This is a genomic window from Nocardioides phosphati (genome assembly GCF_014646375.1).
GTDB classification, from domain to species: domain Bacteria; phylum Actinomycetota; class Actinomycetes; order Propionibacteriales; family Nocardioidaceae; genus Nocardioides; species Nocardioides phosphati.
Genome location: NZ_BMNI01000001.1, coordinates 812,483 through 836,770, shown reverse-complemented (window position 1 = coordinate 836,770; position 24,288 = coordinate 812,483). Strand labels below are relative to the sequence as shown.

The window sequence follows — 24,288 nt, the reverse complement described above, 5'->3', positions numbered from 1 at the left end:
CCGCTCAGTGAGCGGGGGCGATGACGGCGGCGATCATGCCGGGACCGACGTGGGCGCCGAGGACGGCACCGATCTCGCCCACGTGGACCTCACCCGCGAGCTGGTCGCCCAGGCGGTGGCTGATCCGGTCGGCCAGCACGGCCGCACGCTCGGGGCTGGCCAGGTGGCCGATCGTCACCTGGACCCGGACGTCGGAGCCGAACGACTCGGCGAGCGCGGCCGCGTGGGCCACGGTGAGCTCCTCCACACGGGCCAGCGCCTTGCCGGCCGTGCGGACCTTCTCGAGCGTCTCGATGCGGCCCTCGTGCACGTGGAGCAGGGGCTTCACCGCGAGCGCACCGCCGAGCAGGGCAGCCACGGTGGTGACGCGCCCGCCGCGGCGGAGGTACTCCAGCGTGTCGACGTAGAAGATCGTGCGCGACGCCTCGCTGACCCGCTCGGCCGCCTTGACCGCCTTGCGCACCGAGCCGCCCTCGGCGAGGACGGCAGCCGCGGCGCAGACCGCGTAGCCCAGCGCGAAGGCGGACTGCCGGCTGTCGACGACGGTGACCTTGATGCCCTTGTCGCCGGCCTCACGGGCGGCGAGGCGGGCCGACTCGACCGTGCCGCTCAGCTCGCCGGACAGGTGGATCGAGAGCACCTCGGTCGCACCATCAGCCGCGGCCTTCTCGTAGGCCTCGAGGAACGTCGAGGGGTTGGGCCGCGAGGTCGAGACCGGCGTCCACTCCTTCAGGGCGGTGGCGACCATCTCGGGGGTCGCGATCTCGTCGTCGTAGACGGTCGCTCCGATGATCACCTGGACCGGCACGACGGTGACACCGAGCTCAGCCACGCACTCGGCCGTCAGCGACGCCGTGGAGTCCGTGACCAGCGCGATCCGCCGGTCCTTCCGCTCTGCCATTCCCCGACGATATCGCGGGTCAACCCGCGACGATGTTGACCAGCTTCGGGGCGCGGACGATCACCTTGCGGACCGTCTTGCCCTCGAGCGCGCGCTGGACGTTCGGGTCAGCCAGCGCAGCCGCCTCGAGGTCGGCCTCGGAGATCGACGGAGCGACCTCGAGACGACCCCGGACCTTGCCCTGGATCTGGACGACGGCCGTCACCGTGTCGTCGACCAGCAGCGCCTCGTCGACGGTCGGCCACGCGGCGAGCGAGACCGAGGTGTCGTGGCCGAGCAGCTCCCACATCTCCTCCGCGGCGTACGGCGTGACGAGGGAGAGGAGGATCGCGACGGTCTCGGTGGCCTCGCGCACCGCGGCGTCGGCCGGACCGCAGCCGGAGTCGATCGCCTTGCGGGTGGCGTTGACGAGTTCCATCGTGCGCGCGACGACGACGTTGAAGCGGTGGCGCTCCAGCAGGTCGGAGCACTCGTGGACGGTCTTGTGCGTGACGCGGCGCAGCGCGACGTCACCCGTCGACGCGTCGGCGCCGACCTCGGAGGTCACGTCGCCGGCCAGGCGCCAGGCCCGCTTGATGAACTTCAGCGACGCCTCGGGCGACACGTCGGCCCAGTCGATGTTGTCCTCCGGCGGGGAGGCGAAGACCAGGGTGAGCCGCACGGCGTCGACGCCGTACTTGTCGATCTGCTCGCCGAGGTTGATGCCGTTGCCGAGCGACTTCGACATCTTCTTGCCGTTGTTGATCACCTTGCCCTGCGAGAGGTACGACGTGAACGGCTCGTCCCAGGTGATCAGGCCCATGTCGCGCAGCGCCTTGGTGAAGAACCGCGCGTAGAGCAGGTGCAGCACCGCGTGCTCGTCGCCACCGAGGTAGAAGTCGACCGGGCCCCACGCCTCGGCGAGCGCCGGGTCGAAGGCCTGGGTGTCGTCGTTGGGCGACAGGTAGCGGAAGAAGTACCAGGACGAGTCGACGAACGTGTCCATGGTGTCGGTGTCGCGCTGCGCGGGGCCGCCACAGGTCGGGCAGGCGACGTTGACCCACTCGGTCGCGGCGCCGAGGGGCGAGGTGCCCTTGGGCTTCAGCTGGGCACCGGTCAGCTCGGGCAGCAGCACCGGCAGCTGGTCGTCGGGCACCGGCACCTCGCCGTCGACCGGGCAGTGGATGATCGGGATCGGCGCACCCCAGTAGCGCTGGCGCGAGAGCAGCCAGTCGCGCAGGCGGTAGTTGATCGTGCCCTCGCCGTGGCCGCTCTCCTCGATCTTGGCGATCGCCGCGGAGATCTCCGCCGCCTTGTCGTACGCCGCGTCCTCGGCGTACACCTCGACGACCGGGAGGCCGAACTTCTCCGCGAACTCGCGGTCTCGCTCGTCGTGCGCCGGGACGGCCATGATCGCGCCGGTGCCGTAGTCGGCCAGCACGTAGTCGGAGGCCCAGACCGGGACCTGCTCGCCGGTCAGCGGGTTGGTCGCGCTCACGCCGAGGTCGACGCCGGTCTTGGGCCGGTCGGTCGCGAGGCGGTCGATGTCGGAGGCCTTCTTGACCTCGTCGAGGTAGGCCTCGAGGGCCGGGCGCTGCTCGTCGGTGACCAGCGAGGCGGCGAGCTTCGCGTCGGCGGCGACGACCATGAACGTCGCGCCGGGCAGCGTGTCAGGGCGCGTCGTGAAGACCTTGATCGGCTCGAGCGTGCGCCCGGAGGGGTCGACGACGTCGAAGGAGACGTGGGCACCCTCGGAACGGCCGATCCAGTTGCGCTGGGCGTTGAGGACCTTGGGGATCCAGGTGTCCTGCATGTCGTCGAGGCAGTCGAGGAGCTCCTGCGCGTAGTGCGTGGTCTTGAAGTACCACTGCGTGAGCTCCTTCTTGGTCACCTCCGCGCCACAGCGCTCGCAGGTGCCGTCGGCCAGGACCTGCTCGTTGGCGAGCACGGTCTGGTCGTTGGGGCACCAGTTGACCGGGGAGTTCTTGCGGTAGGCCAGGCCCTGCTCACGGAGCTTGAGGAAGAGCCACTGCGTCCACTTGTAGTACTCCGGGTCGGAGGTGTGCAGGCGGCGCGACCAGTCGAACGCCAGGCCGTACTTGCGGAACGACTCGTACTGCGTCTCGATGTTCGCGTAGGTGTACGCCGAGGGGTGCTCGTCGCGCTTGATCGCGGCGTTCTCCGCCGGGAGGCCGAAGGAGTCCCAGCCCATCGGGTTGAGCACCTCGAAGCCACGGAACTTCTTGTAGCGCGCCACGACGTCGTGCAGCGCCATCACCTCGGCGTGACCCATGTGCAGGTCGCCGGACGGGTACGGGAACATCGTCAGCGCGTAGTACGTCGGCTTCTCGCCGGCCAGCGCCACCGCGTCGTCCGCGCGGAAGAGGTCGAGCCCGTCCCAGCGCTCCAGCCACTTCGCCTGGACCGCCTCGACGTCGTACGTCGTGGCGTCCGGTCCGGACGGGTTCTCGGGGCTCTGCGCAGGTGTCGACACGACGCGCGATCCTACCGGAGCCGCATCGTCATTCCCGCCCCGATCGGTCTGGACCACTTGGGCGGCGGAAGCGGATTGTTCCGCTCAGATCGACTGCTGCAGATCGGTACTCCCCAGTAACCGTTGACAGCGCACCCCGACGGCAATTGAGTGTTACCCAGGTCACGGTGGGGCGTGTTCTCGGGTCTCCCTTCCATGCCGTCTGTTTCGCATTCATGGGGTTCAAGCGAAGGGGAGAGCATGTTCGATCTGTCTGCAACGGCGCGCCGCTCGGGCGTCGCCGGCAACTGGAAGAAGGGGCTGGCCATCACCGCGGCCGGCGCTCTCGCAGTTGTCATTCCTGTCATGCCGGCCGCCCAGGCCGCCGGCGCCGATGAGCCCGGCGGGGCCTCCGCCAGTGTCTTCGAGTCGGGCATCGGCTCACTGCCGATCGCCTCGGCCGCCTCCTCCGAGGCCTCCTCGGAGACCAACCCCGGACCGAACCGCAGTGGCCTCAACGCCACCGCCCTCGGCCGGGCCACCATCAAGATCGCGGGGGTCGACGTACCCCTGTCCGACTTCATCGACTTCGGCCAGGCCGGAGCCCTCTACTCGGAGTCGGCGGCCACCACGCCGTTCGACGCCCGCTCGATCTCGGGCACCCTCTCGAGCGACGGCTCGATCCAGCTCGACCGCGCCGACGGCGGCTTCGCACCCGTCACCGTCGACCTGCTGTCCGTCCTGAAGAAGGTGGGGGTCTCCGGACTCACGGACAGCCTGGTCAACAAGGCCGACCTCCGGCTCGGCATCGGCGGAGCCGAGGTGATCGCCAAGGGCGGCGACTTCCTCGACCCCGACGGCGTCGGCGGCCCCGGCCGCTACCGCGTCGGGCAGGCCGACCTGGACCTCGGCTCCCCCGTCGTGAAGGGCGCCTCCGCGACGCTGTACGACGCGGCCGGTCGCATGCAGACGGCGTTCGAGGGCAAGGTCAACGACCTCATCGACAAGGGTGCGGTCGCCAGCCGCTTCCCGGCCGGCACGACAGTCGACGCCGACGTCCACGCGAACTTCCAGGACAAGGTGATGAAGGCGATCCTCGCCCAGCCCATCACCACGAAGAACCACATCATCACCGTCGACTTCTCGACCGGCGTCATGACCATCCACCTGGACCAGGTCCTCCACGGCCAGGAGACCGTCGACGGTCCGCTGCTGCCGGCCCAGGACGTCCGCCCGGGTGACCCGACCGGCCTCAACAACCAGAACCCGAACACCGAGATCGTCGACGACGAGATCTACCCGATGGTCGCCGAGTCGATCCACGACCTGATGGACGAGGTCTACAACATCGCCGCCGGCGTCGTCGTGGGCTCCCTCGACTCCACCACGGTCGACTGGACCGCCACCACGAAGCCCGACGCCGACAACAGCGCGGTCACGACGTGGTCGACGACCCTGCGCGGCACCACCACGAAGGCCCCGAGCTGCGTCGCCACGGGCCCGAACGGACCGGCGCTCTGCGACGCCCAGACCGGCGTCGTGAAGGCGACGACGTGGGCCGACCCGCTCAAGGCGGCGTACGACTACTGGACGGCTGACAACGCCGACCAGCTCTTCCGGCTGGCGGTCGACGACCTGAAGACGGGCATGATCACCGTCCCGCTCCGCAACGCGGTCGCGCCGTTCCTCGACGTCCTCGCGAAGGTCGTCTCGCTGCAGGTCAACCACCAGGAGACCCGGACCTGCACGATGGCCGACGGCACCAAGGGCATCAACCGGCTCCGCGTCTCGGCCGTCAGCCTGGCCGTGCTGCGCAACGCCAACGGCGCCGTGCTCAACCTCGGCAACGCCGGCAGCCGCGTGGCCGCCTGCACCCCGATGGTCCAGGCGAGCGTCGTGAGCGTCGGCGGCAACCAGCCGCTCGCCGAGGAGGGCTACTCCGAGGCAGACCCGGGCACCAACCCCGGCCCCAACCAGGGCGGCGTCGACCCGAGCGTCCTCAACACCCGCACGATCAAGCTGGGCGGGGCGGACATCCCGCTCGACCAGTTCATCAACTACGGCCAGCTGGCCACGATGCTCTCGGAGTCGACGGCGACCACGCCGAACGACGGCCGGGCCATCACGGGCGCTGCCGGAGCCGACGGCTCGATCGAGCTCGACAGCCTCGACGGCACGACGTTCGACCCCGCCACCATCGACGTCCTGTCGGTGCTGCGCAAGGCCGGCGCCAGCGGGCTGAGCGACCTCGCGGTCGACCAGCTCCTGCTCAAGCTGGGCATCGGTGGCTCGGAGCTGCAGGCGGTCGACGGCCGGTTCACCGACCCCGACGGTGTCGGCGGACCGGGTCGCTACCGCATCGCGCAGGCCGACCTCGACCTGCACTAGCCGGCCATCCAGCAGGCCTCGTCGCAGCTCTACGACGGTGCCGGTGCGATCGACCGGGTCGTCGAGCAGAAGGTCAACTCGCTTCTCGACCTGACCAAGCTGACCTCGGCCCTGCCGGGTGGCACCCAGGTCACGGCGCGGGTGCGCTCGCAGATGCAGGACAAGATCTTCAAGGCGATCCTGGCCAAGCCGATCACCACGAAGAACAAGGTCCTGACGGTCGACTTCTCCACCGGCAAGGCCACCGTGCGCCTCGACCAGGCACTGCACGGCGAGGAGACGGTCGACGGTCCGCTCCTGCCCGCCCAGCAGGTCCGTCCGGGTGACCCGACCGGCCTCAACGGCCAGAACCCGAACACCGAGCTGATCGACGACGAGATCTACCCGATGATCGCCGAGACGGTCCACGACCTCATGGAGGAGGTCGCGACGATCGTCATCGGCGCCGCGCAGGGTGCTCTCGCCAGCGTCACGGTCGACCTGACGGCGGTCCTCAACCCGCTGGCAGGCCAGAGCGCGACCACCACGTGGAGCGTCAACCTGATGGGCGACACGACGGCACCGACGTGCACGCCGGTCGGCGTCACGGGCGGGCTCCTCTGCAAGACGCTCCTGGCAGCCGTCGTGGTGGCCAACCCGATCGTCAAGTCGCTGGTCGTCCCCGCCCGGGACTTCCTGCTCAGCGACGCCGGGCACCAGCTCTTCGCGCTCGCCGTCGACGACATCAAGACCGGCATCATCACGATCCCGGTCCGCAGGGCGGTCGACCCGGTGCTCCAGGTCATGGACAACGCCTTCTCGATCCAGGTCAACCACCAGCGTCGCAGCCAGTGCGCTGACGGGAGCGACGGGTCGATGGAGCTCTCCGCCCTGAGCATGGCGGTCCTCGGGCCGAACGGTGGCCCGCGGCTCAGCTTCGGCAACTCGCGGATCCACATGAAGTGCTGATCCGGTAAGCAGCGAGACCCGGGCCTGGTTCGTCCAGACCCGGGTCTCGCTGCGTTGTCAGGCCTTCGTCGGTACGCCGGTCGCCTTGCGCAGCACGGCGTCGAGCACCGGGGTCGGCGTGGTCGCACTCAGCGCGACCTGGGCCTTGGGGCCGAACCCCACGACGTACCGGGCGCGGGGACGGCGGGCGGTGACCGCCTTCTCGATCGCCTTCGCCACGTGGTCGGCCGGGACCGCGAGCTTCTGCGAGAGCGGGATCATCTTGCGGAAGCCGGCCAGGTGCGGGGCGTAGAGCTCCTCCGTGCCGGGGCGCATCGCGTCGATCGCGGCGTCGAGGTCGGCCTCGGCGTGGTGCCAGATGTCGGTGGAGACCTGCGCGGGCTCCACGAGCGAGACCCGGATGCCCCACGGCCGCAGCTCCATGCGGAGCGCGTCGGCGGCTGCCTCGAGGGCGAACTTCGAGGCGTTGTAGGCACCCGTCAATGGCGTCGCCACCCGCCCGCTCAGCGAGGAGGTGAAGACGATCCGGCCCTGCGCCGCACGCAGCTGCGGCAGCAGCGCCTGGGTGACGGCGACCTGGCCGACGAGGTTGATCTCCAGCTGCTCCCGGAGGGTCTCCAGGGTCATCCCCTCGAGCGGTCCGAGCTTCGCGACGCCGGCGTTGTTGACGAGCGCGTCGAGGGCCGGGACGGACGCCGCGACACGGGCGACCTGGTCGGCGTCGGTGATGTCGAGGAGGACGGGGGTGATCCGCGCGTCGAGGGCGGCGAGCGCGGCGCCGTCCTCCTCACGGCGGACGCCGGCGATGACGTCCCAGCCGGCTGAGGCGAGGCGCAGGGACGTGGTGCGGCCGATGCCGCGTGAGGCACCGGTGACGAGGACGGTAGGCATGCGCGGACTCTAGCCCCGCCCCGGGCACCGGCCGGCTCAGGAGAGCAGCAGCGGCAGCGCCTCGCGCAGGCGCGCGACGAGCGTGCTCGCGGCGTACGGATCGCCCTGGAAGTGGTCCTGCAGGGCGCGCTGGAAGAGGCCGTCGACCAGCGCGTACGCCGTGGCGCCCTCGACCCGGAGCCGGACGCCGGCGAGCCGGGCGTAGGTGTCGACGAAGCGGAGCACCATCGCCTCGAGCAGGGCATCGACCGCGGCCAGCTCGGCACCGTCGACGACGCCGAACCAGCCCTGGGTGCGGACGTCGTACCAGAGCCGGTGGGCGCTGCCGTCGACCTCGATGGAGTGAGTGAGCCGCTCGCCGAGCGCGGCGAGCACGGCATCGGGTGTGGTGGCCTCCTCGAGCGCGGCGTCGTAGCGGCCGACGCACGTCGTCTTGAAGAGCTGGATCGCCTCGAGGATGAGGGCGGACTTGTCCTTGAAGTAGTAGTGCAGGACCCCGTGGGAGTACTGCGAGCGCTGGGCGATGTCGCGCACACCGGTGTTGGCGTAGCCGCTCTCGCTGAGCACCTCGAGGGCAGCCTGCGCCAACTGGACCCGGCGGTCACCCGCGCGTGCAGCGCCCATGCGAGCCCCCTCCTGAGCCGTCGGATCCGGACAAATCTAGAGGCCCCTCACCCGCCTCCGTGGGGAAACGGCCCGATTGACATGTTCGAACATCTGTTCGAACATGGAGGGGTGACCGCAGCCCTCGACCTGGCCCCCGACCTGGCGGCCCTGCGCGCCCGGATCCAGCGGCTGGAGGGGGCCGGGGCCCCCGGTGACGTGACGGGCTTCGGGGTGCCCGAGCCGCTGCGGTCCGCCTTCCCGACCGGCCTGCGCGCCGGCGCGACGTACGCCGTGACGGGGTCGCTGACCCTGGCCCTCGTGCTGCTCGCCGAGGCCTGCTCGCAGGGGGCCTGGAGCGCGGTCGTGGGACTCCCCGGGTTGGGGCTCGAGGTGGCCGCGCGGATGGGGCTCGACCTGGAGCGGACCCTCCTCGTCCCGGCGCCGGGCGAGCAGTGGGCGACCGTCGTCGCCGCGCTCGCCGAGATCGTGCCGGTGGTGCTGGCCCGCCCGGTCCGGCTGGCGCCGACCGAGGCCTCGCGGCTCACCGCACGGCTGCGCGAGCGCGGCTGCACGCTGCTGCTCACCGAGCCTCCCGCCGCGACCTGGTCCGGGGTGCAGGCGACCCTCCACGCCTCCCCCGCCGGCTGGCGCGGGCTGGGTGCCGGCCACGGCTGCCTCCTGGAGCGCCGGCTCGCGGTCGAGGTCCAGCAGCGCACCGGCCGCCGCACCCGTCACCACCTGGATGTCTCATGACGCATCCCGGGACCAGGCGCGCCCTGGCTCTCTGGTGCCCCGACTGGTCACTCCTGGCCACCCGCACCGAGCACGGGCTCGACCCCGACGTGGCGCTGGCCCTGATGGAGAAGGGGCGCGTCGTGGCCCGCTCCGCGGCCGCCGATGCCGAGGGCGTGACGGTCGGCCTGCGACTGCGCGAGGCCCAGGCCCGCTGCCCCGGCATCACGCTGCTCCCCCACGACCCGTTGCGCGACGCGCGCGCCTTCGAGCCGGTGGTCCGCGCCGTCGACGAGGTCGTCCCCGGCCTCGACGTCCGCCGCCCCGGGCTGGTCGCCGTCCACGTCGCCGGCGCTGCCCGCTACTACGGCAGCGAGGAGGCGGCCGCACGGGCGGTGGCCGACCAGGTGCGCGGCGTCGCGGGGCTGGTCGACGTCCGCATCGGCATCGCCGACGGCATCCACGCCGCCGAGCTGGCGGCACAGGCGACCACGGCCGCGGCCCCGCTGCGGGTCCTCCCGCCGGGCACCTCGCGCGCCTTCCTGGCCGCTCTCCCCCTCGACGTCCTGGCCGACCTTCCCGGTGCCGGGCCGGAGCTGGTGACGCTGCTGAAGCGGCTCGGGCTGACCACGCTCGGTGACTTCGCGGCGCTGCCGGGGTCGTCGGTGCGGGCGCGGTTCGGCGTGCCGGGCATGCAGGCCCACGACCTGGCCCGCGGGCGTGAGGTGGCGCCCGTGCGGCCCGCCGCCGCGCCACCCGACCTGACCCGCCACGTCGTCTTCGAGCCGGGGCTCGAGCGGGTCGACCAGGTGGCGTTCGGCTGCCGCACGATGGCCGAGGAGTTCATCGCCACCCTCACCGCCCGCCAGCTGGTCTGCAGCCAGGTGCAGGTCTCCGTCTTCACCGACGACGACAGCACGGGGCGTGCCCACAGCGACGAGGTCTGGACCCACCCACGCCACTTCACCTCGACCGAGGTCGTCGACCGGATCCGGTGGCAGCTCCAGGGCTCCGGCTCGGGGCCGGAGCGGGCCGTCGTCCGCGTCGAGGTCGCTCCCCTCGCCCTCGACGACGCCGCCGCCCATGCCGGCGGGCTCTGGCGCGACGGCCCGGCCGACCGGGTCCACCACACGGCCACCCGCCTGCAGGGGCGGCTGGGGCACGACGGCGTCCTCACCGCGACGATCGGGGGCGGTCGCCTGCTCGCCGAGCGCGCCCAGCTGCGGCCGTGGGGCGAGGCTGCTCCCTCGGTGAGCGCACGCCGGGCCGACCAGCCGTGGCCGGGCAGCCTGCCCGGGCTCGCGCCGACCCTCGTCTACGACGAGCCCGTGCCTGCCCGCCTCCTCGACGCCGCCCGCGCACTGATCACGATCAGCGCCCGTGGCGAGCTCTCCGGTGACCCGGCCTGGCTCGACCCCGGCGCCCTGGGCGACGGCCCCCGCCGGGTCACCGCCTGGGCCGGTCCCTGGCCGATCCGTCAGCGTTGGTGGGACCCCTCCGAGACCCGCCGCGTCGACCGGGTCCAGCTGGTCGACGACCACGACCAGGCCTGGCTGCTCCTCTACGAGCAGCTCTCCGCTGACGAGCCCGCACCGTGGTCCGTCGAGGGGCGCTATGACTGAGCGAGCCGGCTGACATGGGCTTCAACAACCCGCCGATCTCCTGGAAGGAGATGGAGCGGATCCATTCGGGCCGACCTCCCAAGCCGGCCCCCAACGGGCGTGACGAGGCGCCGGTCTCGCGCAAGCGGCAGCCGTTCCGCGCGCCGGTCGTGGAGCAGCAGCTCTCGAGGACGCCCTACGCCGAGCTCCACACCCACTCCCACTACAGCTTCCTCGATGGCGCCTCCTCCCCGGAGGAGCTGGTCATCGAGGCGGCCCGGCTCGGCCTGCACGGCCTCGCCCTCACCGACCACGACGGGATGTACGGCGTGGTCCGCTTCGCCGAGGCCGCCGAGGCCTACCCGTCGCTACGCACGATCTACGGCGTGGAGGTCTCCCTCGGCCTGCCCGCTCCCCAGCAGGGCGTGGCCGACCCGGTCGGCGACCACCTCGTCCTGCTCGCCCGCGGCCAGGCCGGCTACCACCGGCTCGCGGGCGCCCTCACCGACGCGCACCTGGCGATGGGGGCCGAGAAGGGCAAGCCGGTCTACGACCTCGCTGCACTCGCCTTGTCGACCGCGGGGCACGTCGTGGCCCTCACCGCCTGCCGCAAGGGTGCCGTACGCCGGGCGCTGACGTCGGCGCCCGACCTGCTGGCCGGCGAGATGGCCGCCGAGCGCGCACTGGCCCGGCTCCGTGAGCTCTTCGGCCGGGACGGCGTCGCGGTCGAGCTGCTCGACCACGGCCAACCACTCGACTCGATCCACAACGACGCGCTGGCCCGGGTCGCCGCGCGACTCGGACTGCCCACGGTCGCGACGACCGGCGCCCACTACGCCACGCCCGCGCGCCACCCACTGGCCACGGCGCTGGCCGCCGTGCGGGCGCGGAGGTCGCTCGACGAGCTCGACGGCTGGCTGCCCGGTGGCGACGGGGCCCACCTGCGCAGCGGCGACGAGATGGCGCGGCGGTTCCGGCGCTACCCGGGCGCGGTCGAGCGCACGGTCGAGATCGCCGACGACCTCGCCTTCCCGCTGCGGGCCGCGAAGCCGGGTCTGCCGAAGCTCGACCTGCCCGGCGGCCAGACGCCGATGGAGCGGCTGCGCGAGCTCGCCTGGGCGGGCGCGGCGAAGCGCTACCCGGCGTACGGGAAGGAGGTGCGTGAGCGGCTGGAGAAGGAGCTCGGGGTGATCGAGCAGAAGGACTTCCCGGGCTACTTCCTGATCGTCCACGACATCGTCCAGGAGGCGCGGCGGCGCGGGATCCTCTGCCAGGGAAGGGGATCCGCGGCCAACTCCGCGCTCTGCTACGTCCTCGAGATCACCAGCGTCGACTCGATCTTCTACGGGCTGCCGTTCGAGCGGTTCCTCTCGCACCTGCGCGACGAGGAGCCCGACATCGACGTCGACTTCGACTCTGACCGGCGCGAGGAGATCATCCAGTACGTCTACGACAAGTACGGCCGCCGCAACGCCGCCCAGGTCGCCAACGTGATCACCTACCGCCCGAAGAACGCCGTGCGCGACATGGCCAAGGCGCTCGGCTTCTCACCGGGCCAGCAGGACGCGTGGTCGAAGTCGATCGACTCGTGGGGCTCGGTCGCCGTCGACCCCGATGCCGGCATCCCGCAGCAGGTCGTCGCGATGGCGAGCGAGGTGCTGACGTTCCCGCGCCACCTCGGCATCCACTCCGGCGGCATGGTGCTCACCGACCGTCCGATCGGCGAGGTCTGCCCGATCGAGCCGGCGCGCATGGAGAAGCGCACCGTCCTGCAGTGGGACAAGGACGACTGCGCGTGGATGGGGCTGGTGAAGTTCGACATGCTCGGGCTCGGCATGCTGGCTGCCCTGCAGTACTCGTTCGACCTCGTGGAGCAGCACCTCGGCGAGAAGTGGACGATCGAGACGCTCCCGCGCGAGGAGCAGGGCGTCTACGACATGCTCTGTCGCGCCGACTCGATCGGCGTCTTCCAGGTCGAGTCCCGCGCCCAGATGGGCACGCTCCCCCGGCTCAAGCCGCGCTGCTTCTACGACCTGGTCATCGAGGTCGCCCTGATCCGCCCCGGCCCGATCCAGGGCGGCGCGGTGCACCCCTACCTCCGCCGTCGGCAGGGCGAGCCGTGGGACTACGACCACCCCCTGCTGGAGCCGGTGCTGGAGCGGACGCTCGGCATCCCGCTCTTCCAGGAGCAGCTCATGCAGATGGCCGTCGCGGTCGGCGGCTGCGACCACGCGGACGCCGACATGCTGCGGCGGGCGATGGGCTCGAAGCGGGGCGTCGTCCGCATCGAGGCGCTCAAGTCGCGGTTGTTCGCGGGCATGCAGGCCAACGGGCTCAGTGCGGAGAAGGCGAGCGAGATCTACGAGAAGATCCAGGCCTTCGCCAACTTCGGCTTCGCCGAGTCGCACTCGATCTCGTTCTCGGTGCTGGTCTACGCGAGCTCGTGGATGAAGCTCCACTACCCCGCCGCCTTCCTCGCCTCGCTGCTGCGCGCGCAGCCGATGGGCTTCTACTCGCCCCAGTCGCTCGCCGCCGATGCCCGCCGCCACGGGGTGACGGTGCTCGGCCCCTCCCTCGACCTGTCGGGTGTGCACGCGGGGCTCGAGCGCCTTCCGTCGTACGACGGGCACGGGGGCATGGCGTCGTGCCTTTCGTTCGAGCAGCCGCCGGTCGGGGAGTTCGACCGGCACGCGCCGGACACGACGACGTCGCACCACCGCGACCTCGGCTGGGGCGTGCGGCTCGGGCTGGCCAACGTCACGCAGCTCGGGGTGGAGGTGGCGGAGCGGATCGTCGCCGCGCGCGAGACCGACGGGCCGTTCCGCGACCAGGCCGACCTCGCCCGCCGCGTCGACCTGACCACCACCCAGCTGGAGGCGCTGGCGATGGCGGGGGCGTTCAGCGAGCACCGTCGGCAGGACCTCTGGACCTCGCGTGAGGCCTCTGCGCTCGCCCCGGGCCAGCTCGACCTGGGCGGGCTGAGCTACCAGCCGCCGCTGCTGCCGATGCTGACCGAGGCCGAGCAGCTCGTGCAGGACCTCGCCACCACCGGCCTCTCCCCCGGCGACCACCCGCTGCGGCACCTGCGGGCGGGGCTCTCCTCGCGGGGCGTGGTGGCGATCTCCGACGTGGCAGGTGTGGAATCCGGGCGGCGGATCGAGGTCGCCGGGCTGGTCACCCACCGCCAGCGCCCCGGCACCGCCGGCGGCGTCACGTTCCTCAACCTCGAGGACGAGACCGGCCTGCTCAACGTCGTGGTCTCGCCTGGCGCCTGGGCCCGCTACCGGCGTGTCGCACGCACGTCGGCTGCCCTCGTCGTCCGCGGGATCCTGCAGCACACCTCCGACGGCGTGCTCAACCTCGTCGCCGACAGGTGCGAGCAGCTGATCGTGCGGGCCTCGCCGAAGTCGCGCGACTTCCGGTGACAGCTGCGGCACGATCGGGCGGGTGATCCTCGAACACGTCGTCCTGCCCGTCATCCCGGGGCACGAGCCCGCCTTTCTCTCAGCGTTTGAGCTGGCCCGGCCGCTGATCTCGTGCCAGCCCGGGTTCGTCGACCTCGAGCTGCGCCGCGGCGTCGAGCGGCCGCACGAGTTCCTGCTGCTGGTGCGCTGGGAGTCGGTCACCGCGCATGAGGACGGCTTCCGGACGTCGCCGGAGTACCTGGAGTGGAAGGCGCTGCTCCACCACTTCTACGACCCGTTCCCCGACGTCAGTCACTTCGCGCTGGAGCCACTCGCCGTCGAGGCGGCGGCGGCAATTGCTGTGACGACCCTCGACGAGGTGCGCGCAGGTGTTGATGCACTGGACCGCCAGATCATCGACCTCGTGGCGCAGCGCCAGCAGTACGTCGCGCGCGCCGGCGAGCTCAAGCGTGGGCAGCCTCGCGATGCTGTCCGCGCGCCCGCGCGCGTGGAGGAGGTCGTCGCGAAGGTGCGTGCTCAGGCGGAGGTCGCGGGTGCCTCGCAGACGGTCGTCGAGGCGACGTACCGGGCGATGATCGGGGCCTTCATCGAGCTGGAGCTGGGCATCCACGGCGGGTGAGCGTCCCCTGACGAAGCGGCCCGGCTTTCGTCCACAGAACCGCCTCTGACCTGCGGAAACATGTTGAACGCCCATTGACGTCGAACACATGTTCGATCACAATAGAGGCATGGGAGCGGCTCTTCTCGACGGCACCGGCGACGACACGTCGTCACTGCTGCGCTGGGTCGAGCAGCACCGCCGGATCGTGCAGCACTCCGAGGCCGAGACCCTCGCCTCCGCGGCCACCTGGGCAGCGCTCCACGCCGAGGGCTCACGGGTCGGCCCATGCGCGTCGTGGGAGCAGGGCTTCCTCCCGCTCGCCGGCGAAGGCACCCCGGAGGTGGCGGAGTTCAGCATCGCCGAGTTCGCCGCCGTCCTCGGCAGGTCCACCGACGCCGGGCGCACCTACATCGGCGACGCCCTCGAGCTCGCCCACCGCCTCCCGCGAATCTACGCCCGCACCCAGGCCGGCACCCTCGAGGTCTGGCGCGCCCGCCAGATCGCCCAGGCCACCCGCTGCCTGCCACCCACGGGTGCGGCGTACGTCGACCGGCAGCTCGCCCCGGTCGCCCACAAGGTCGGCAAGGTCACCATCGACCGGCTCGTCGACGAAGCGATGAGCCGGTTCGACCCCGACCAGGCCCACGCCCGCGCAGCCGCGGCAGCCGAAGCCCGCAAGGTCGACGTCCACCGCGACGACCGCGACCATGCCGGCCTCGCCGACATCCACGCGACCGTCGACCTCACCGACGCCGACGACTTCGAAGCCGCCATCGCCCGCCGCGCCGCCCACCTCGGCGCCCACGGCGACACCGACCCCCTCGACGTACGCCGCGCGAAGGCCCTCGGCCAGATGGCCCGCGCCGACCTCGGGCTGGACCTCGCAACCGGCAACCGCGCCCCTGGCGCGTGCGCGGGCGTGGAGCTCCGGGTGCACGTCACCGCGGACGACCTCGCCGCGGCCCTCGCCGAGACATCCACCGAAACACACACCGGAGAGCAGCCGAGCTCAGCGCGCCTCGCCCGGGTCGAGAAGACCCGCTCGTTCATCGACCTCGACGCCCTGCGCCGATGGCTGTCGCGCCCCGACCTGAGACTCGCAATCCGGCAGGTCATCGACACCACCGCCACCCTCCGCGCCGACCGGTACGAGATCCCTGACCGGCTTCGTCGCCAGGTCATCGAACGCGACGGCCACTGCGTCTTCCCCCACTGCACCCGCCCCGCGCACCGCGCCGACATCGATCACATCACGCCGTACGACCCCGGTGGACCACCCGGCCAGACCTCAAGCGACAACCTCGCCGCGCTCTGTCGCAACCACCACCGCCACAAGACCTTCGGCGGCTGGAGCTACACGATGCTCGAGCCCGGCTACTACCTGTGGCGCACGCCCCACGGCCACCGGGTCCTCGTCACCCACAGCGGCACCCTCACGCTCTGAGCGACGCTGGCGCGGACAGCGGCCCAGGAGGAGACTCGAAGCGTGAACGCGTCCCCGGCGGTGCTCCTGCCCACACTGCTCGTAACTGTCGCCCTCACCTTCTGGGCATGGTGCCTGGTCGACCTGGTCCGCACCGACGAGCGCGACGTGCGGGCCCTGTCGAAGCCGGCATGGCTGGTGATCGTCGTCCTCGGCAGCGCCGTGGGCGGCGCGTTCTGGTGCGTTCTGGGGCGTCCCGCGCAGGGCTGACGTCAACGGGCCTTCAGCAACAGCCGATCACACCAGCAGCACGGCGAGCTGGCCGGCGAGCCACTCTTCGTACTCAGCAGGCGTCCACCCCGAACGCCGGACCAGCCGGTCGTAGGTGTCGGAGGCGTTGAGCGCCCAGACGGCATCGACGAGCCGCGTGAACCCCTTGGCGCCGCGCACCGAGGGGGGCAGGCCGAGGCGGTCACGCATGCCCTCGAGCGCATGGGTGGCGCCGACGTGGCGCTCACGTTCGATGGTGGCCAGGAAGTCCACCAGCGCGGCGTCGGTGCCGTGTGCGAGGAGGGCGCCGAGCAGCGGGGCGACCTGACTGCCGCGGACCCGGCACCAGCCGGCGTACGCGCGGGCGAAGGCCAGGCGGTCAGTGGCCGAGAAGAGCGCGTGGAACTCGGGGCGCTCGCTCATCGAGACATCCTCGGCGTCGCCGGCCATCAGCCGGTCGTAGACCGCCTTAACGACGGCGGGCTTGCCGCCGATGGAGTTGTAGACGGTCTGGGGGCTGACCCCCGCGGCCGCGGCGAGGGAGGCGACGGTCATCGCGGCGTACCCGCCGTCGAGGAGGAGGGCGAGCGCGGTGTCGACGATCTGGTCGCGCGTCGCCTGCGCGCGCACGGCACGACCGCTGTTGTCGTAGGCCCTTCCCATGACGCCTCCATTTGCCTAGATTGATATTCCACTAGAATGCAGTTCCAGTCTGGAGGCTACCCCCATGAACGCAGCACGCGACGCGGCACTCGCCGTCTTCGACGCCATGAACCGCCGGGACCTGGCAGTGCTCGACGAGGTCATGACGGCTGACTACGTCGACCACGGCTCCCCCTTCCCGCTGCCGCCCGGACCGGAGGGCGCCCGGATGATCCTCGGCTTCGTCACCGAGGTCCTCCAGCTCCGCTACGAGATCGAGGACGTCTTCGACACCGAGGACCGGGTCGTCGTCCGCGCCACCGGGCACGGTGTGGGTCTGGACGCCATGCACGGGCCGGGATCGGAGGGGAAGCCGTTCGTCATGCAGACGGTGCACATCTACCGCACTGAGGGCGACCGGCTGGCGGAGCACTGGGGCATCCGCGACGAGTACGGCGTGCGGATCCAGCTCGGCACGGTCGCAGCTCCCGACCCGGCCGCGTTCGCTGCGGCGGTCGGCGCCCGCTGAGCCCGCAGCTCACACGAGGTGGAAGATCCGCCAGATGCCGATCCGCTCGACCTCGGCGTACCGCGCGTCGAGGACGGGCTGGGCGGTCGAGGCGTCGATCCCCCACGACGCGAGGCCGGGGCCCCGCGTGATGAACCACGTCGGCCGGTGCGGGCCGCGCAGCACGCGCGTGAGCTCGTGCAGGCGAGGGTCGCGCACCCGCACCGGCAGGCTCCACAGCTCGCGGTACGGGCTGCGCAGCCCGACGTTGGCGAGGATCTCGGCGTGGCCCCACGCGACCACCCCGGTGTCGCCCCTCTCCGCGTGGGCAGCGAGCCACCCCTCCACCTCCGGTACGCCGACGGGCCGGGGCACGCCCATGACCACGACGTAGGTGCACGTCGCCGCGAGCGAGACCGCACAGCCGGCGAGCGCGGCGAGGTAGCGACGTACGGAGGCACCACCGGCCAGCGCCCGGGCGAGCACGAAGACCGTGCCGGGCACGGTGCCGACGAGGTAGTGGGGCCAGTAGCTGCCGCCGAGGAGCACGCCGAGCGCCTCCCACCCCAGCAGCGCTCCGGCGAGCCAGCCGAGCGGCAGGTCGGTGTGCGGCGACCGCCCCACCTTCCGCAGGAGGGTCACCCCGAGCAGGACGGGCGCGCCGCTGCCGATCCAGAGCAGGACCAGCAGCCGCGCACGGTGGCTGGTCGCCGGCGAGGCGTGGGTGGCGATGACGTCGCCGGCCTCGCCACGGAAGACGACGACGGCGTCCCAGACCCCCGCGGGCGTCGTGCCGTGCGCCCAGGCCACGGCGAGCACCACGCCCAGCGTGGCCAGAGCGCCGGCGGCGAAGACGAGTCCGTCGCGGACGGCGACGCGGCGGCTGCCCCGGACCAGGCGCCACACCAGCACCGCGGCGGCGAGGGCGAAGACGTCGAGCAGGCTCTGCTTGACCAGCGCAGCCGCCATCGCGCAGCAGCCGGCGAGCAGCCACCTCCGGTCGAGGACGCTGCAGAGGCCAGCGAGCACGAAGGGCACCGCGAGCAGCTCCCCGTCGATCAGGAGGCCACCGAGGAGCGGGCTGTCGAGCAGGACCAGCGCCGAGGCGGCGGCCATCACAGGGCCGCTGCGCCGTGGGGCGACCTGGCCACCGAGCACGGCCGCGAGCGCGACCGACGCCATCACCGCGCCCGCGCCGAGGAGGCGCAGGGGGATCTCCCCACCGGCCAACGCAGCCACCCGGAAGAGCAGGACGAGCAGCGGCGGACGGTCGACCCAGTAGTCGCCGTAGAGCGAGCGGCCGTGGCCCCACTGTCGCGCGAGCATGAGGAAGCCGGCCTCGTCAGAGGAGAGCGGCCGGCCGACGAACGGCAGCCGCAGTGCGCCGGCCAGGACGACCAGCCCGGCGACGCGGCGTACGGCGGCGGCAGCCATGCCCGGACCGTAGGTTCCCGGACCTTTCGGGACCGTGAAGCCGCCATCGACACGGCAGAGTGGAGTCATGCAGATCCTGATCGCGGAGGACGACCCCCGCCTGGGGCCGCTGCTCGTCGACGCGTTCACCGAAGAGGGCTGGACGGCCGAGCTCGTGGCCGACGGCCGCGCGGCGTACCAGCGGGCGCTGCCCGGCGGCCTGCCGTACGACGCACTGCTCCTCGACTGGATGCTCCCGCAGATGTCGGGCGTGACCGTGTGCCGCCGGCTCCGCGACGCCGGCGTGACGACGCCGGTCCTCCTGCTCACCGCGCGCGGTGCGGTCGACGACCGGATCGAGGGCCTCGACGCGGGCGCCGACGACTACCTGCCGAAGCCGTTCGACCTGGGCGAGCTGCTGGCCCGGCTGCGGGCGCTCCACCGCCGTTCGCAGCGGGAGGCTCCGCCCGTGCTCACCGTCGGTGACCTGGTCGTCGACACGGCGGCCCGGACCGCCAGCCGGGGCGAGGTGCCGATCGACCTGTCGGTCCGCGAATTCGACATCCTGGCGGTACTCGTCGCGAACGCGGGCCGCGTGGTGTCGCGCTTCGACCTCTTCGACCGGGTGTGGGACGGCGAGACCGACATCGCCAGCAACGTCATGGACGTCCACCTGGCGCGCATCCGGGCCAAGATCGACCGCCCGTTCGGCACCGACACGATCACGACGGTGCGCGGCGCCGGCTTCCGCGTGGACCTGCCGTGAAGCGCCTGCCGCTGCACGTGCGCCTCGTCGCCGGCTTCGCGGCGGCGATGGCCGTGCTGCTCTGCCTGGCCGGCGGCTTCGTCTACGAGCGCGTCGCCTACGCCCTCGACCGCGGGCTCGCCACCGACCTCCACAAGGCGGTCGCCACGATCACGCCCCTGGTCGGACCGCAGGGCACGGTGAGCGCTCCCGCCCGGGCGACCGCCACGGGCACGGACTGGCAGGTGATCCGTGACGGCCGCGTGGTCGCGCACGGCGGCGCCGCCTCCGATGCCCCCATCGTGGCCCCCTCTCGGCTCCCGCAGACCGGCTCGCGCACGCTCGACGTCGGCTCGATCTTCCTGCTGGACGACTCCCGGCCGGTGCGGGTGCGGGCCGTGCGACTCTCCGCCGACGGGCCGTGGCTGCTCGTCGCGGTCCGCCGGCAGCACCGCGACGAGGCCCTGCGCGAGCTCTTCGGCCAGCTGCTGCTCGCCGGGGTGGTCTCGCTCGCGCTCGCCACCGCGGTGGGCAGCATGCTCGCCCGGTCCGCCCTCCGGCCCGTCGAGCGCTACCGCCACCAGGCGGCCGAGATCGCGCGTGGCCGCCAGGGCCTGCGCCTCGACGTGCCAGCCGACCGGCACGACGAGGTCACCCGGCTCGGCCACACCCTCAACGCGATGCTCGGCGCCCAGGAGCAGGCCCTCGAGCGCGAACGCCGCTTCGTCCAGGACGCCAGCCACGAGCTCCGCACCCCGCTCACCCTTCTCAAGGCCCGCATCCAGCTGGCCCGGAGCCGGCCACGCGACGCCGCGGCGTACGAGCGGACGCTCGACGAGCTGGGCGCCGACGTCGACCGGCTGGTCCAGCTCGGCGCCGACCTCCTCGAGCAGGCAGAGCCGTCGGGGTCCGCGGAACCGGTCGACGTGGCAGCGCTCGCGCGCGAGGCGGCCGCCGACCACGGCATCGCCGACGTGAGGGTGGCGGAGCCGGCGCTCGCCACCGGCCTCGCCGACCACGAGGTGCGCCGGGTGCTCACCAACCTGCTCGACAACGCGCTCCTCCACGGCTCCGCCCCGGTGAGCCTGTCCGCGCGCACCACCGGCCCGTGGGTCGTGCTCGAGGTCGAGGACGCCGGTGAGGGCCTCGCCCCCGACCTGCTGCGCAGCGTGACCGGCCGCTTCACCCGCGCCCCCGAGGCACGCAGTCGCCGCGGCTCGGGCCTCGGCCTCTCCCTCGTCGAGCAGCTGGTCACCTCGGCCGGCGGCGAGCTGCGCCTCTGCTGCGGCGGCGACCACGCGGCGTACGGCGTGGCGGCGGGGGTGCCCTGCGCGCACGACCAGCGGATGCGCGTGACGGTGCTGCTGCCGCGTGCGATCGTCGTCCCATGACGACCTACGCACAGCAGGCGGAGTGGCGGCGGATCCAGGAGTTCCTCCCGGCGGAGTACCAGCTGAAGCCGGGGCGTGAGCCGGCCGAGGAGTGGTGGCAGCACGACGGCCACCGGATCCACCTCGACACCTACCGCAACCCGGCGGCTCCGGTGAAGGTGATCCTCTTCCACGGCGTCGGCACCAACGGGCGCCAGATGTCGCTGATCCTGGGCCGTCCGCTCGCCGACCGCGGCTACGAGACCGTCGCGATCGACATGCCGACGTACGGCGTCACGGAGGTCGCCGACGACGCCCTGGTGACCTACGACGACTGGGTCCGGATCGGCTCCGACCTCGTCGAGAAGGAGCGCGACGGCCGGCCGATCGTCCTCTACGGCCTCTCCGCGGGCGGCATGGAGACGTTCCACGTGGCGGCCGTGAACGGCAACGTGCAGGGCATCGTCGGCATGACCTTCCTCGACACGAGCTCGCGCAAGGTGGCGATGACTGCGGGCTTCGACCCGGTCTCGGGCCTGCTCGGCGGCTTCGTCCTCGGGCTGCTCACCCGGACTCCGCTGCGCCGGTTCAGGATCCCGATGTGGCTCGCGGTCAAGATGCGCACGCTGGTCAACAACAAGGCCGCCAAGGACGCCTGCTACGCCGACAAGTCGTCCGCCGGCAACAGTGCGACCATCGCCTTCCTGGCGTCGTTCCTCAACTACCGGCCGGTGGTGACGCCCGAGGAGTTCGCGGTCTGCCCCGTGCTGCTCACCCAGCCGGCGGCCGACAGGTGGACGCCGCTGTCGCTCTCCGAGCCGTTCCTCCGCCGGATCACGAAGGTGCCGGTCACGACGGTCATGCTCGCGAACGCCGGCCACTACCCGCTCGAGCAGCCGGGGCTGGACCAGATGGTCGACGCGATCAGCGCGTTCTGTGCGGAGCGCGCCGCCGGCTGACCCGGCCGGACGGGCCGAAGGTCACGTCGCGGGGAGTCCGTCGCCACTGCCGGCGCCTCCCTCGTCGCGGTCTCCTGAAGGAGACACCGACGACAGAGGAGCACCACCGTGAGCGAGCACTGGTTCAAGGCACACATCCGCGACATGGACCGCCAGGAGAGCCTCGAGCACCTGAAGGGATACACGGTCGGGCGGATCATCTTCGACGACGACCGCGGTCCCACTGCCCTGCCCGTCAACTACGTCGTCGTCGGCGAGGACGTGCTGATCGCGACCAGCCCCTACGGCTCGATCGCGCACTGGACTCCCGGGCGCCAGGTGGCCTTCGAGATCGACGACTTCGACGCCGCCAACGAGACCGGCTGGTCCGTGGTCGTCCGCGGCGAGGCCGAGGTCCCGGCGTACGCCGACCTGCCGGACGACAACGAGCACCGGCCCTATCCGTGGGCCGAGGGCGACCGCAGGTTCCACGTGCGGGTCCGCACCACCGACCTCACCGGCCGGCGGCTCGTCCCGGCGTGATCACGCCGGGACGCGGGCGGTGACCTGGAGCCAGCCGATCGGCGCCTCGAAGGGACCCTCGCCCCAGCGCTCCTCGACCGCGACGCGCGCGAGCTCCGTCGCCTCGGCGAGGTCGAGCGAGGAGGCCTCGATGTGCGCGCGCAGCGGGGTGCCCTGGCAGAAGGCGACCGCGGCCTCGGCTGCCGTCGTACGGCTCGGAGCCTGGTGCAGGCCGACCTCGACCTCGGCGAAGCCGGCCTCGACCAGCTCCGCGGTGATCCGCTCCCGATCGGCATAACCGTGCGGGGTGCGCCGGATGAAGTCGAGCGACTCCCCCGGCCGGGCCGCGCTGACGGCGTCGGAGACGACACCCGGGACCGGGTTGGTGGCGACGGTGTCCCACACGTTGAAGACGAAGCGCCCGCCCGGGCGCAGCACGCGCAGTGCCTCGGCGTAGCCGCGCACCTTGTCGGGGAAGAACATCGCTCCGAACTGGCAGGCCACCACGTCGAACTCGCTGTCAGCGAAGGGCAGCGCCAGCGCGTCGGCGACCTCCCAGCGGACGGTCGCGGACGCGCCGTCGGGCATGCGGGCCTGCGCGGCCGCGAGCATCGGCGGGTTGAGGTCGGTGGCGACCACCTCGAGGCCGGGTGCCGCGAGCAGCTCCCGCGTGAGCACCCCGGTGCCTGCGGCCGTCTCGAGCACGCGCTGCGGGGCCTCGGCCAGCACGGCCTGGGCGAGCAGGCGCGCGGGCGCGGCGAAGATCATCGGCACCAGGAGCCGCTCGTAGAGCTCCGGGACGCCACCCGTGAACGCGGTGTCACCGCTCATGCCCCCACGGTAGACCTTCGTCACCGCAACGCCACGTACCGGTAACCTCGGGGTCGTGACCAGCGAGATCCTCGAGCCACGGCGGCGGCCCTCCCAGGAGCGGAGCCACGTGAAGTTCGACCACCTGCTCCAGGTGTCACGTGAGCTGCTCACCGAGGTGGGGTTCGAGAAGTTCACCTGTGAGGAGGTCGCGCACCGTGCCGGCCTGCCGATCGGCACGCTCTACCAGTTCTTCGCCAACAAGTACGTCATCGTCTGCGAGCTCGACCGCGTGCACGCGGTGGCGGTGCGCGAGGAGGTCGCCTCGCTGGCGGCGCAGATCCCCTCGCTCGACTGGCTGGACCTGCTCGACCGACTGCTCGAGCACCTGGTCACGCTCTGGCGCACGGACCCGTCACGACGCGCCGTCTGGCACGCCGTGCAGTCGACCCCGGCGACCCGCGCGACGGCAGCGGTCACCGAGCGTGAGCTCGCCGCCGAGGTCGCGCGGGTGCTGGCGCCACTGACGCCGGGCACGCCGCGCGACCGCCGGCGGATCATCGCCGAGGTGCTCGTGCACGTGACCTACTCGATGCTCAACTTCTCGATCCGCGACGGCCAGGAGCACGAGGAGGCCGTCATCGAGCTGAAGCGGCTGCTCGCGGCCTACCTGCTGGCGGCCGAGAGCACCACGTAGGCGACGGCGTAGTCGCCGTCATGGGAGAGCGAGAGGTCGACCCTGCACTCCCCCAGGTACGCCGCGACCGCGCCGCGCAGGACCAGCCGCGGCCGGCCCCACGCGTCGCAGGCGACCTCGATCTGCCTGAGCGCCTCGTCGCCGAGGAGCGGGGGCTCGCCGTACAGCAGCGCCGACCAGGCCTTGACCAGCGCCTCCCGGGCGGCCCACCGCGCGGCGAGGTGCCGCGGGTGGCCGCCACGGGCGGCGACGTCGGCGCGCTCCCCCGGGCTGAAGACGTCGGCGAACCGCGAGCCGGGCTGGCCGACCTGGTCCGCGAACGAGGGGACGTGGACCAGGTCCACGCCCACCCCGTGCACGGCCAGGCCGTCCGGAACCTCCGGCGCCCGGGTCAGCGCGTTCACG

General features: G+C 72.2%; 22 protein-coding genes. 14 read left to right on the top strand and 8 right to left on the bottom strand.

The features are described 5' to 3' along the window. Positions 1 to 4: 4 nt before the first annotated feature. Together IEX47_RS04180 and leuS are read right to left on the bottom strand one after the other, a co-directional pair. A complete protein-coding gene (locus IEX47_RS04180; RefSeq protein WP_188782684.1) occupies positions 5 to 901 on the bottom strand; it encodes a DegV family protein in 897 nt (298 codons plus the stop codon). A 19-nt stretch (positions 902 to 920) separates the two neighbouring features. Then, a complete protein-coding gene (leuS, locus tag IEX47_RS04175) occupies positions 921 to 3,374 on the bottom strand; it encodes a leucine--tRNA ligase (RefSeq protein ID WP_188782683.1) in 2,454 nt (817 codons plus the stop codon). Between the two features lie 240 nt (positions 3,375 to 3,614). Here leuS and IEX47_RS04170 point away from each other — a divergent pair, with 240 nt between their 5' ends. Then, positions 3,615 to 5,741, top strand: a complete 2,127-nt coding sequence (locus IEX47_RS04170) for a choice-of-anchor G family protein (RefSeq protein WP_188782682.1) — start codon at positions 3,615 to 3,617, stop codon at positions 5,739 to 5,741. A 6-nt stretch (positions 5,742 to 5,747) separates the two neighbouring features. Then, positions 5,748 to 6,689 (top strand): hypothetical protein, encoded by a 942-nt coding sequence (locus IEX47_RS04165; protein WP_505805720.1) that lies wholly within the window; start codon positions 5,748 to 5,750, stop codon positions 6,687 to 6,689. A gap of 57 nt (positions 6,690 to 6,746) precedes the next feature. Here the strand turns inward: IEX47_RS04165 and IEX47_RS04160 are convergent, their stop codons facing one another. Both IEX47_RS04160 and IEX47_RS04155 read right to left on the bottom strand, forming a co-directional pair. Then, a complete protein-coding gene (locus tag IEX47_RS04160) occupies positions 6,747 to 7,580 on the bottom strand; it encodes an SDR family oxidoreductase (protein ID WP_188782680.1) in 834 nt (277 codons plus the stop codon). 36 nt (positions 7,581 to 7,616) lie between these two features. Beyond that, positions 7,617 to 8,204, bottom strand: a complete 588-nt coding sequence (locus tag IEX47_RS04155; protein ID WP_188782679.1) for a TetR/AcrR family transcriptional regulator — start codon at positions 8,202 to 8,204, stop codon at positions 7,617 to 7,619. A 111-nt stretch (positions 8,205 to 8,315) separates the two neighbouring features. Here IEX47_RS04155 and imuA' point away from each other — a divergent pair, with 111 nt between their 5' ends. The 6 genes from imuA' to IEX47_RS04125 all read left to right on the top strand — a co-directional run bounded on the left by imuA' (position 8,316) and on the right by IEX47_RS04125 (position 16,238). Beyond that, positions 8,316 to 8,939, top strand: coding sequence for a DnaE2-dependent mutagenesis accessory factor ImuA' (gene imuA', locus IEX47_RS04150; RefSeq protein WP_188782678.1), 624 nt, complete (start codon positions 8,316 to 8,318; stop codon positions 8,937 to 8,939). Then, positions 8,936 to 10,540: a Y-family DNA polymerase gene (locus tag IEX47_RS04145; RefSeq protein WP_188782677.1), complete on the top strand. Its 1,605-nt coding sequence runs from the start codon at positions 8,936 to 8,938 to the stop codon at positions 10,538 to 10,540. The genes imuA' and IEX47_RS04145 overlap by 4 nt, the downstream gene beginning before the upstream one ends. Before the next feature lie 14 nt (positions 10,541 to 10,554). Further along, complete coding sequence (locus tag IEX47_RS04140; RefSeq protein ID WP_188782676.1) at positions 10,555 to 13,944, top strand: error-prone DNA polymerase; 3,390 nt, start codon at positions 10,555 to 10,557, stop codon at positions 13,942 to 13,944. Positions 13,945 to 13,966: 22 nt separating this feature from the next. Next, positions 13,967 to 14,563 carry a chorismate mutase gene (locus IEX47_RS04135; protein ID WP_188782675.1) on the top strand — a complete coding sequence of 199 codons (597 nt, stop codon included), beginning with the start codon at positions 13,967 to 13,969 and terminating at the stop codon, positions 14,561 to 14,563. Between the two features lie 109 nt (positions 14,564 to 14,672). Beyond that, complete coding sequence (locus tag IEX47_RS04130; protein WP_188782674.1) at positions 14,673 to 15,989, top strand: HNH endonuclease signature motif containing protein; 1,317 nt, start codon at positions 14,673 to 14,675, stop codon at positions 15,987 to 15,989. 42 nt (positions 15,990 to 16,031) lie between these two features. Then, complete coding sequence (locus IEX47_RS04125; protein WP_188782673.1) at positions 16,032 to 16,238, top strand: PLDc N-terminal domain-containing protein; 207 nt, start codon at positions 16,032 to 16,034, stop codon at positions 16,236 to 16,238. Positions 16,239 to 16,265: 27 nt separating this feature from the next. On the opposite strand, the gene IEX47_RS04120 is transcribed toward IEX47_RS04125, so the two are convergent. After that, positions 16,266 to 16,901 (bottom strand): TetR/AcrR family transcriptional regulator, encoded by a 636-nt coding sequence (locus tag IEX47_RS04120; protein ID WP_188782672.1) that lies wholly within the window; start codon positions 16,899 to 16,901, stop codon positions 16,266 to 16,268. Between the two features lie 64 nt (positions 16,902 to 16,965). Between IEX47_RS04120 and IEX47_RS04115 the strand changes: the two genes are divergently transcribed. After that, entirely contained in the window at positions 16,966 to 17,409 is a 444-nt protein-coding gene (locus IEX47_RS04115; RefSeq protein WP_188782671.1) for an ester cyclase, read from the top strand. A 9-nt stretch (positions 17,410 to 17,418) separates the two neighbouring features. Here the strand turns inward: IEX47_RS04115 and IEX47_RS04110 are convergent, their stop codons facing one another. Then, a complete protein-coding gene (locus IEX47_RS04110) occupies positions 17,419 to 18,822 on the bottom strand; it encodes a glycosyltransferase family protein (protein ID WP_188782670.1) in 1,404 nt (467 codons plus the stop codon). Positions 18,823 to 18,889: 67 nt separating this feature from the next. Here IEX47_RS04110 and IEX47_RS04105 point away from each other — a divergent pair, with 67 nt between their 5' ends. The 4 genes from IEX47_RS04105 (at position 18,890) to IEX47_RS04090 (ending at position 22,397) form a co-directional block, all read left to right on the top strand. Continuing rightward, the gene (locus tag IEX47_RS04105) at positions 18,890 to 19,567 is read left to right on the top strand and encodes a response regulator transcription factor (protein WP_188782669.1); all 678 of its coding nucleotides are present in this window, start codon (positions 18,890 to 18,892) and stop codon (positions 19,565 to 19,567) included. Further along, positions 19,564 to 20,937: a sensor histidine kinase gene (locus tag IEX47_RS04100; RefSeq protein WP_229662609.1), complete on the top strand. Its 1,374-nt coding sequence runs from the start codon at positions 19,564 to 19,566 to the stop codon at positions 20,935 to 20,937. The genes IEX47_RS04105 and IEX47_RS04100 overlap by 4 nt, the downstream gene beginning before the upstream one ends. After that, the gene (locus tag IEX47_RS04095; RefSeq protein WP_188782668.1) at positions 20,934 to 21,875 is read left to right on the top strand and encodes an alpha/beta hydrolase; all 942 of its coding nucleotides are present in this window, start codon (positions 20,934 to 20,936) and stop codon (positions 21,873 to 21,875) included. Before IEX47_RS04100 ends, IEX47_RS04095 begins: the two co-directional genes overlap by 4 nt. Before the next feature lie 108 nt (positions 21,876 to 21,983). Continuing rightward, positions 21,984 to 22,397 carry a pyridoxamine 5'-phosphate oxidase family protein gene (locus IEX47_RS04090; protein ID WP_188782667.1) on the top strand — a complete coding sequence of 138 codons (414 nt, stop codon included), beginning with the start codon at positions 21,984 to 21,986 and terminating at the stop codon, positions 22,395 to 22,397. Here IEX47_RS04090 and IEX47_RS04085 read toward each other — a convergent pair whose 3' ends face one another. Next, positions 22,398 to 23,207 carry a class I SAM-dependent methyltransferase gene (locus tag IEX47_RS04085; RefSeq protein WP_188782666.1) on the bottom strand — a complete coding sequence of 270 codons (810 nt, stop codon included), beginning with the start codon at positions 23,205 to 23,207 and terminating at the stop codon, positions 22,398 to 22,400. A gap of 55 nt (positions 23,208 to 23,262) precedes the next feature. Between IEX47_RS04085 and IEX47_RS04080 the strand changes: the two genes are divergently transcribed. Next, the gene (locus tag IEX47_RS04080; protein WP_188782665.1) at positions 23,263 to 23,883 is read left to right on the top strand and encodes a TetR/AcrR family transcriptional regulator; all 621 of its coding nucleotides are present in this window, start codon (positions 23,263 to 23,265) and stop codon (positions 23,881 to 23,883) included. Here the strand turns inward: IEX47_RS04080 and acpS are convergent. Further along, positions 23,853 to 24,287, bottom strand: a complete 435-nt coding sequence (gene acpS, locus IEX47_RS04075; protein ID WP_229662608.1) for a holo-ACP synthase AcpS — start codon at positions 24,285 to 24,287, stop codon at positions 23,853 to 23,855. The two genes, IEX47_RS04080 and acpS, sit on opposite strands and share 31 nt — an antisense overlap. Position 24,288 lies beyond the last annotated feature (1 nt).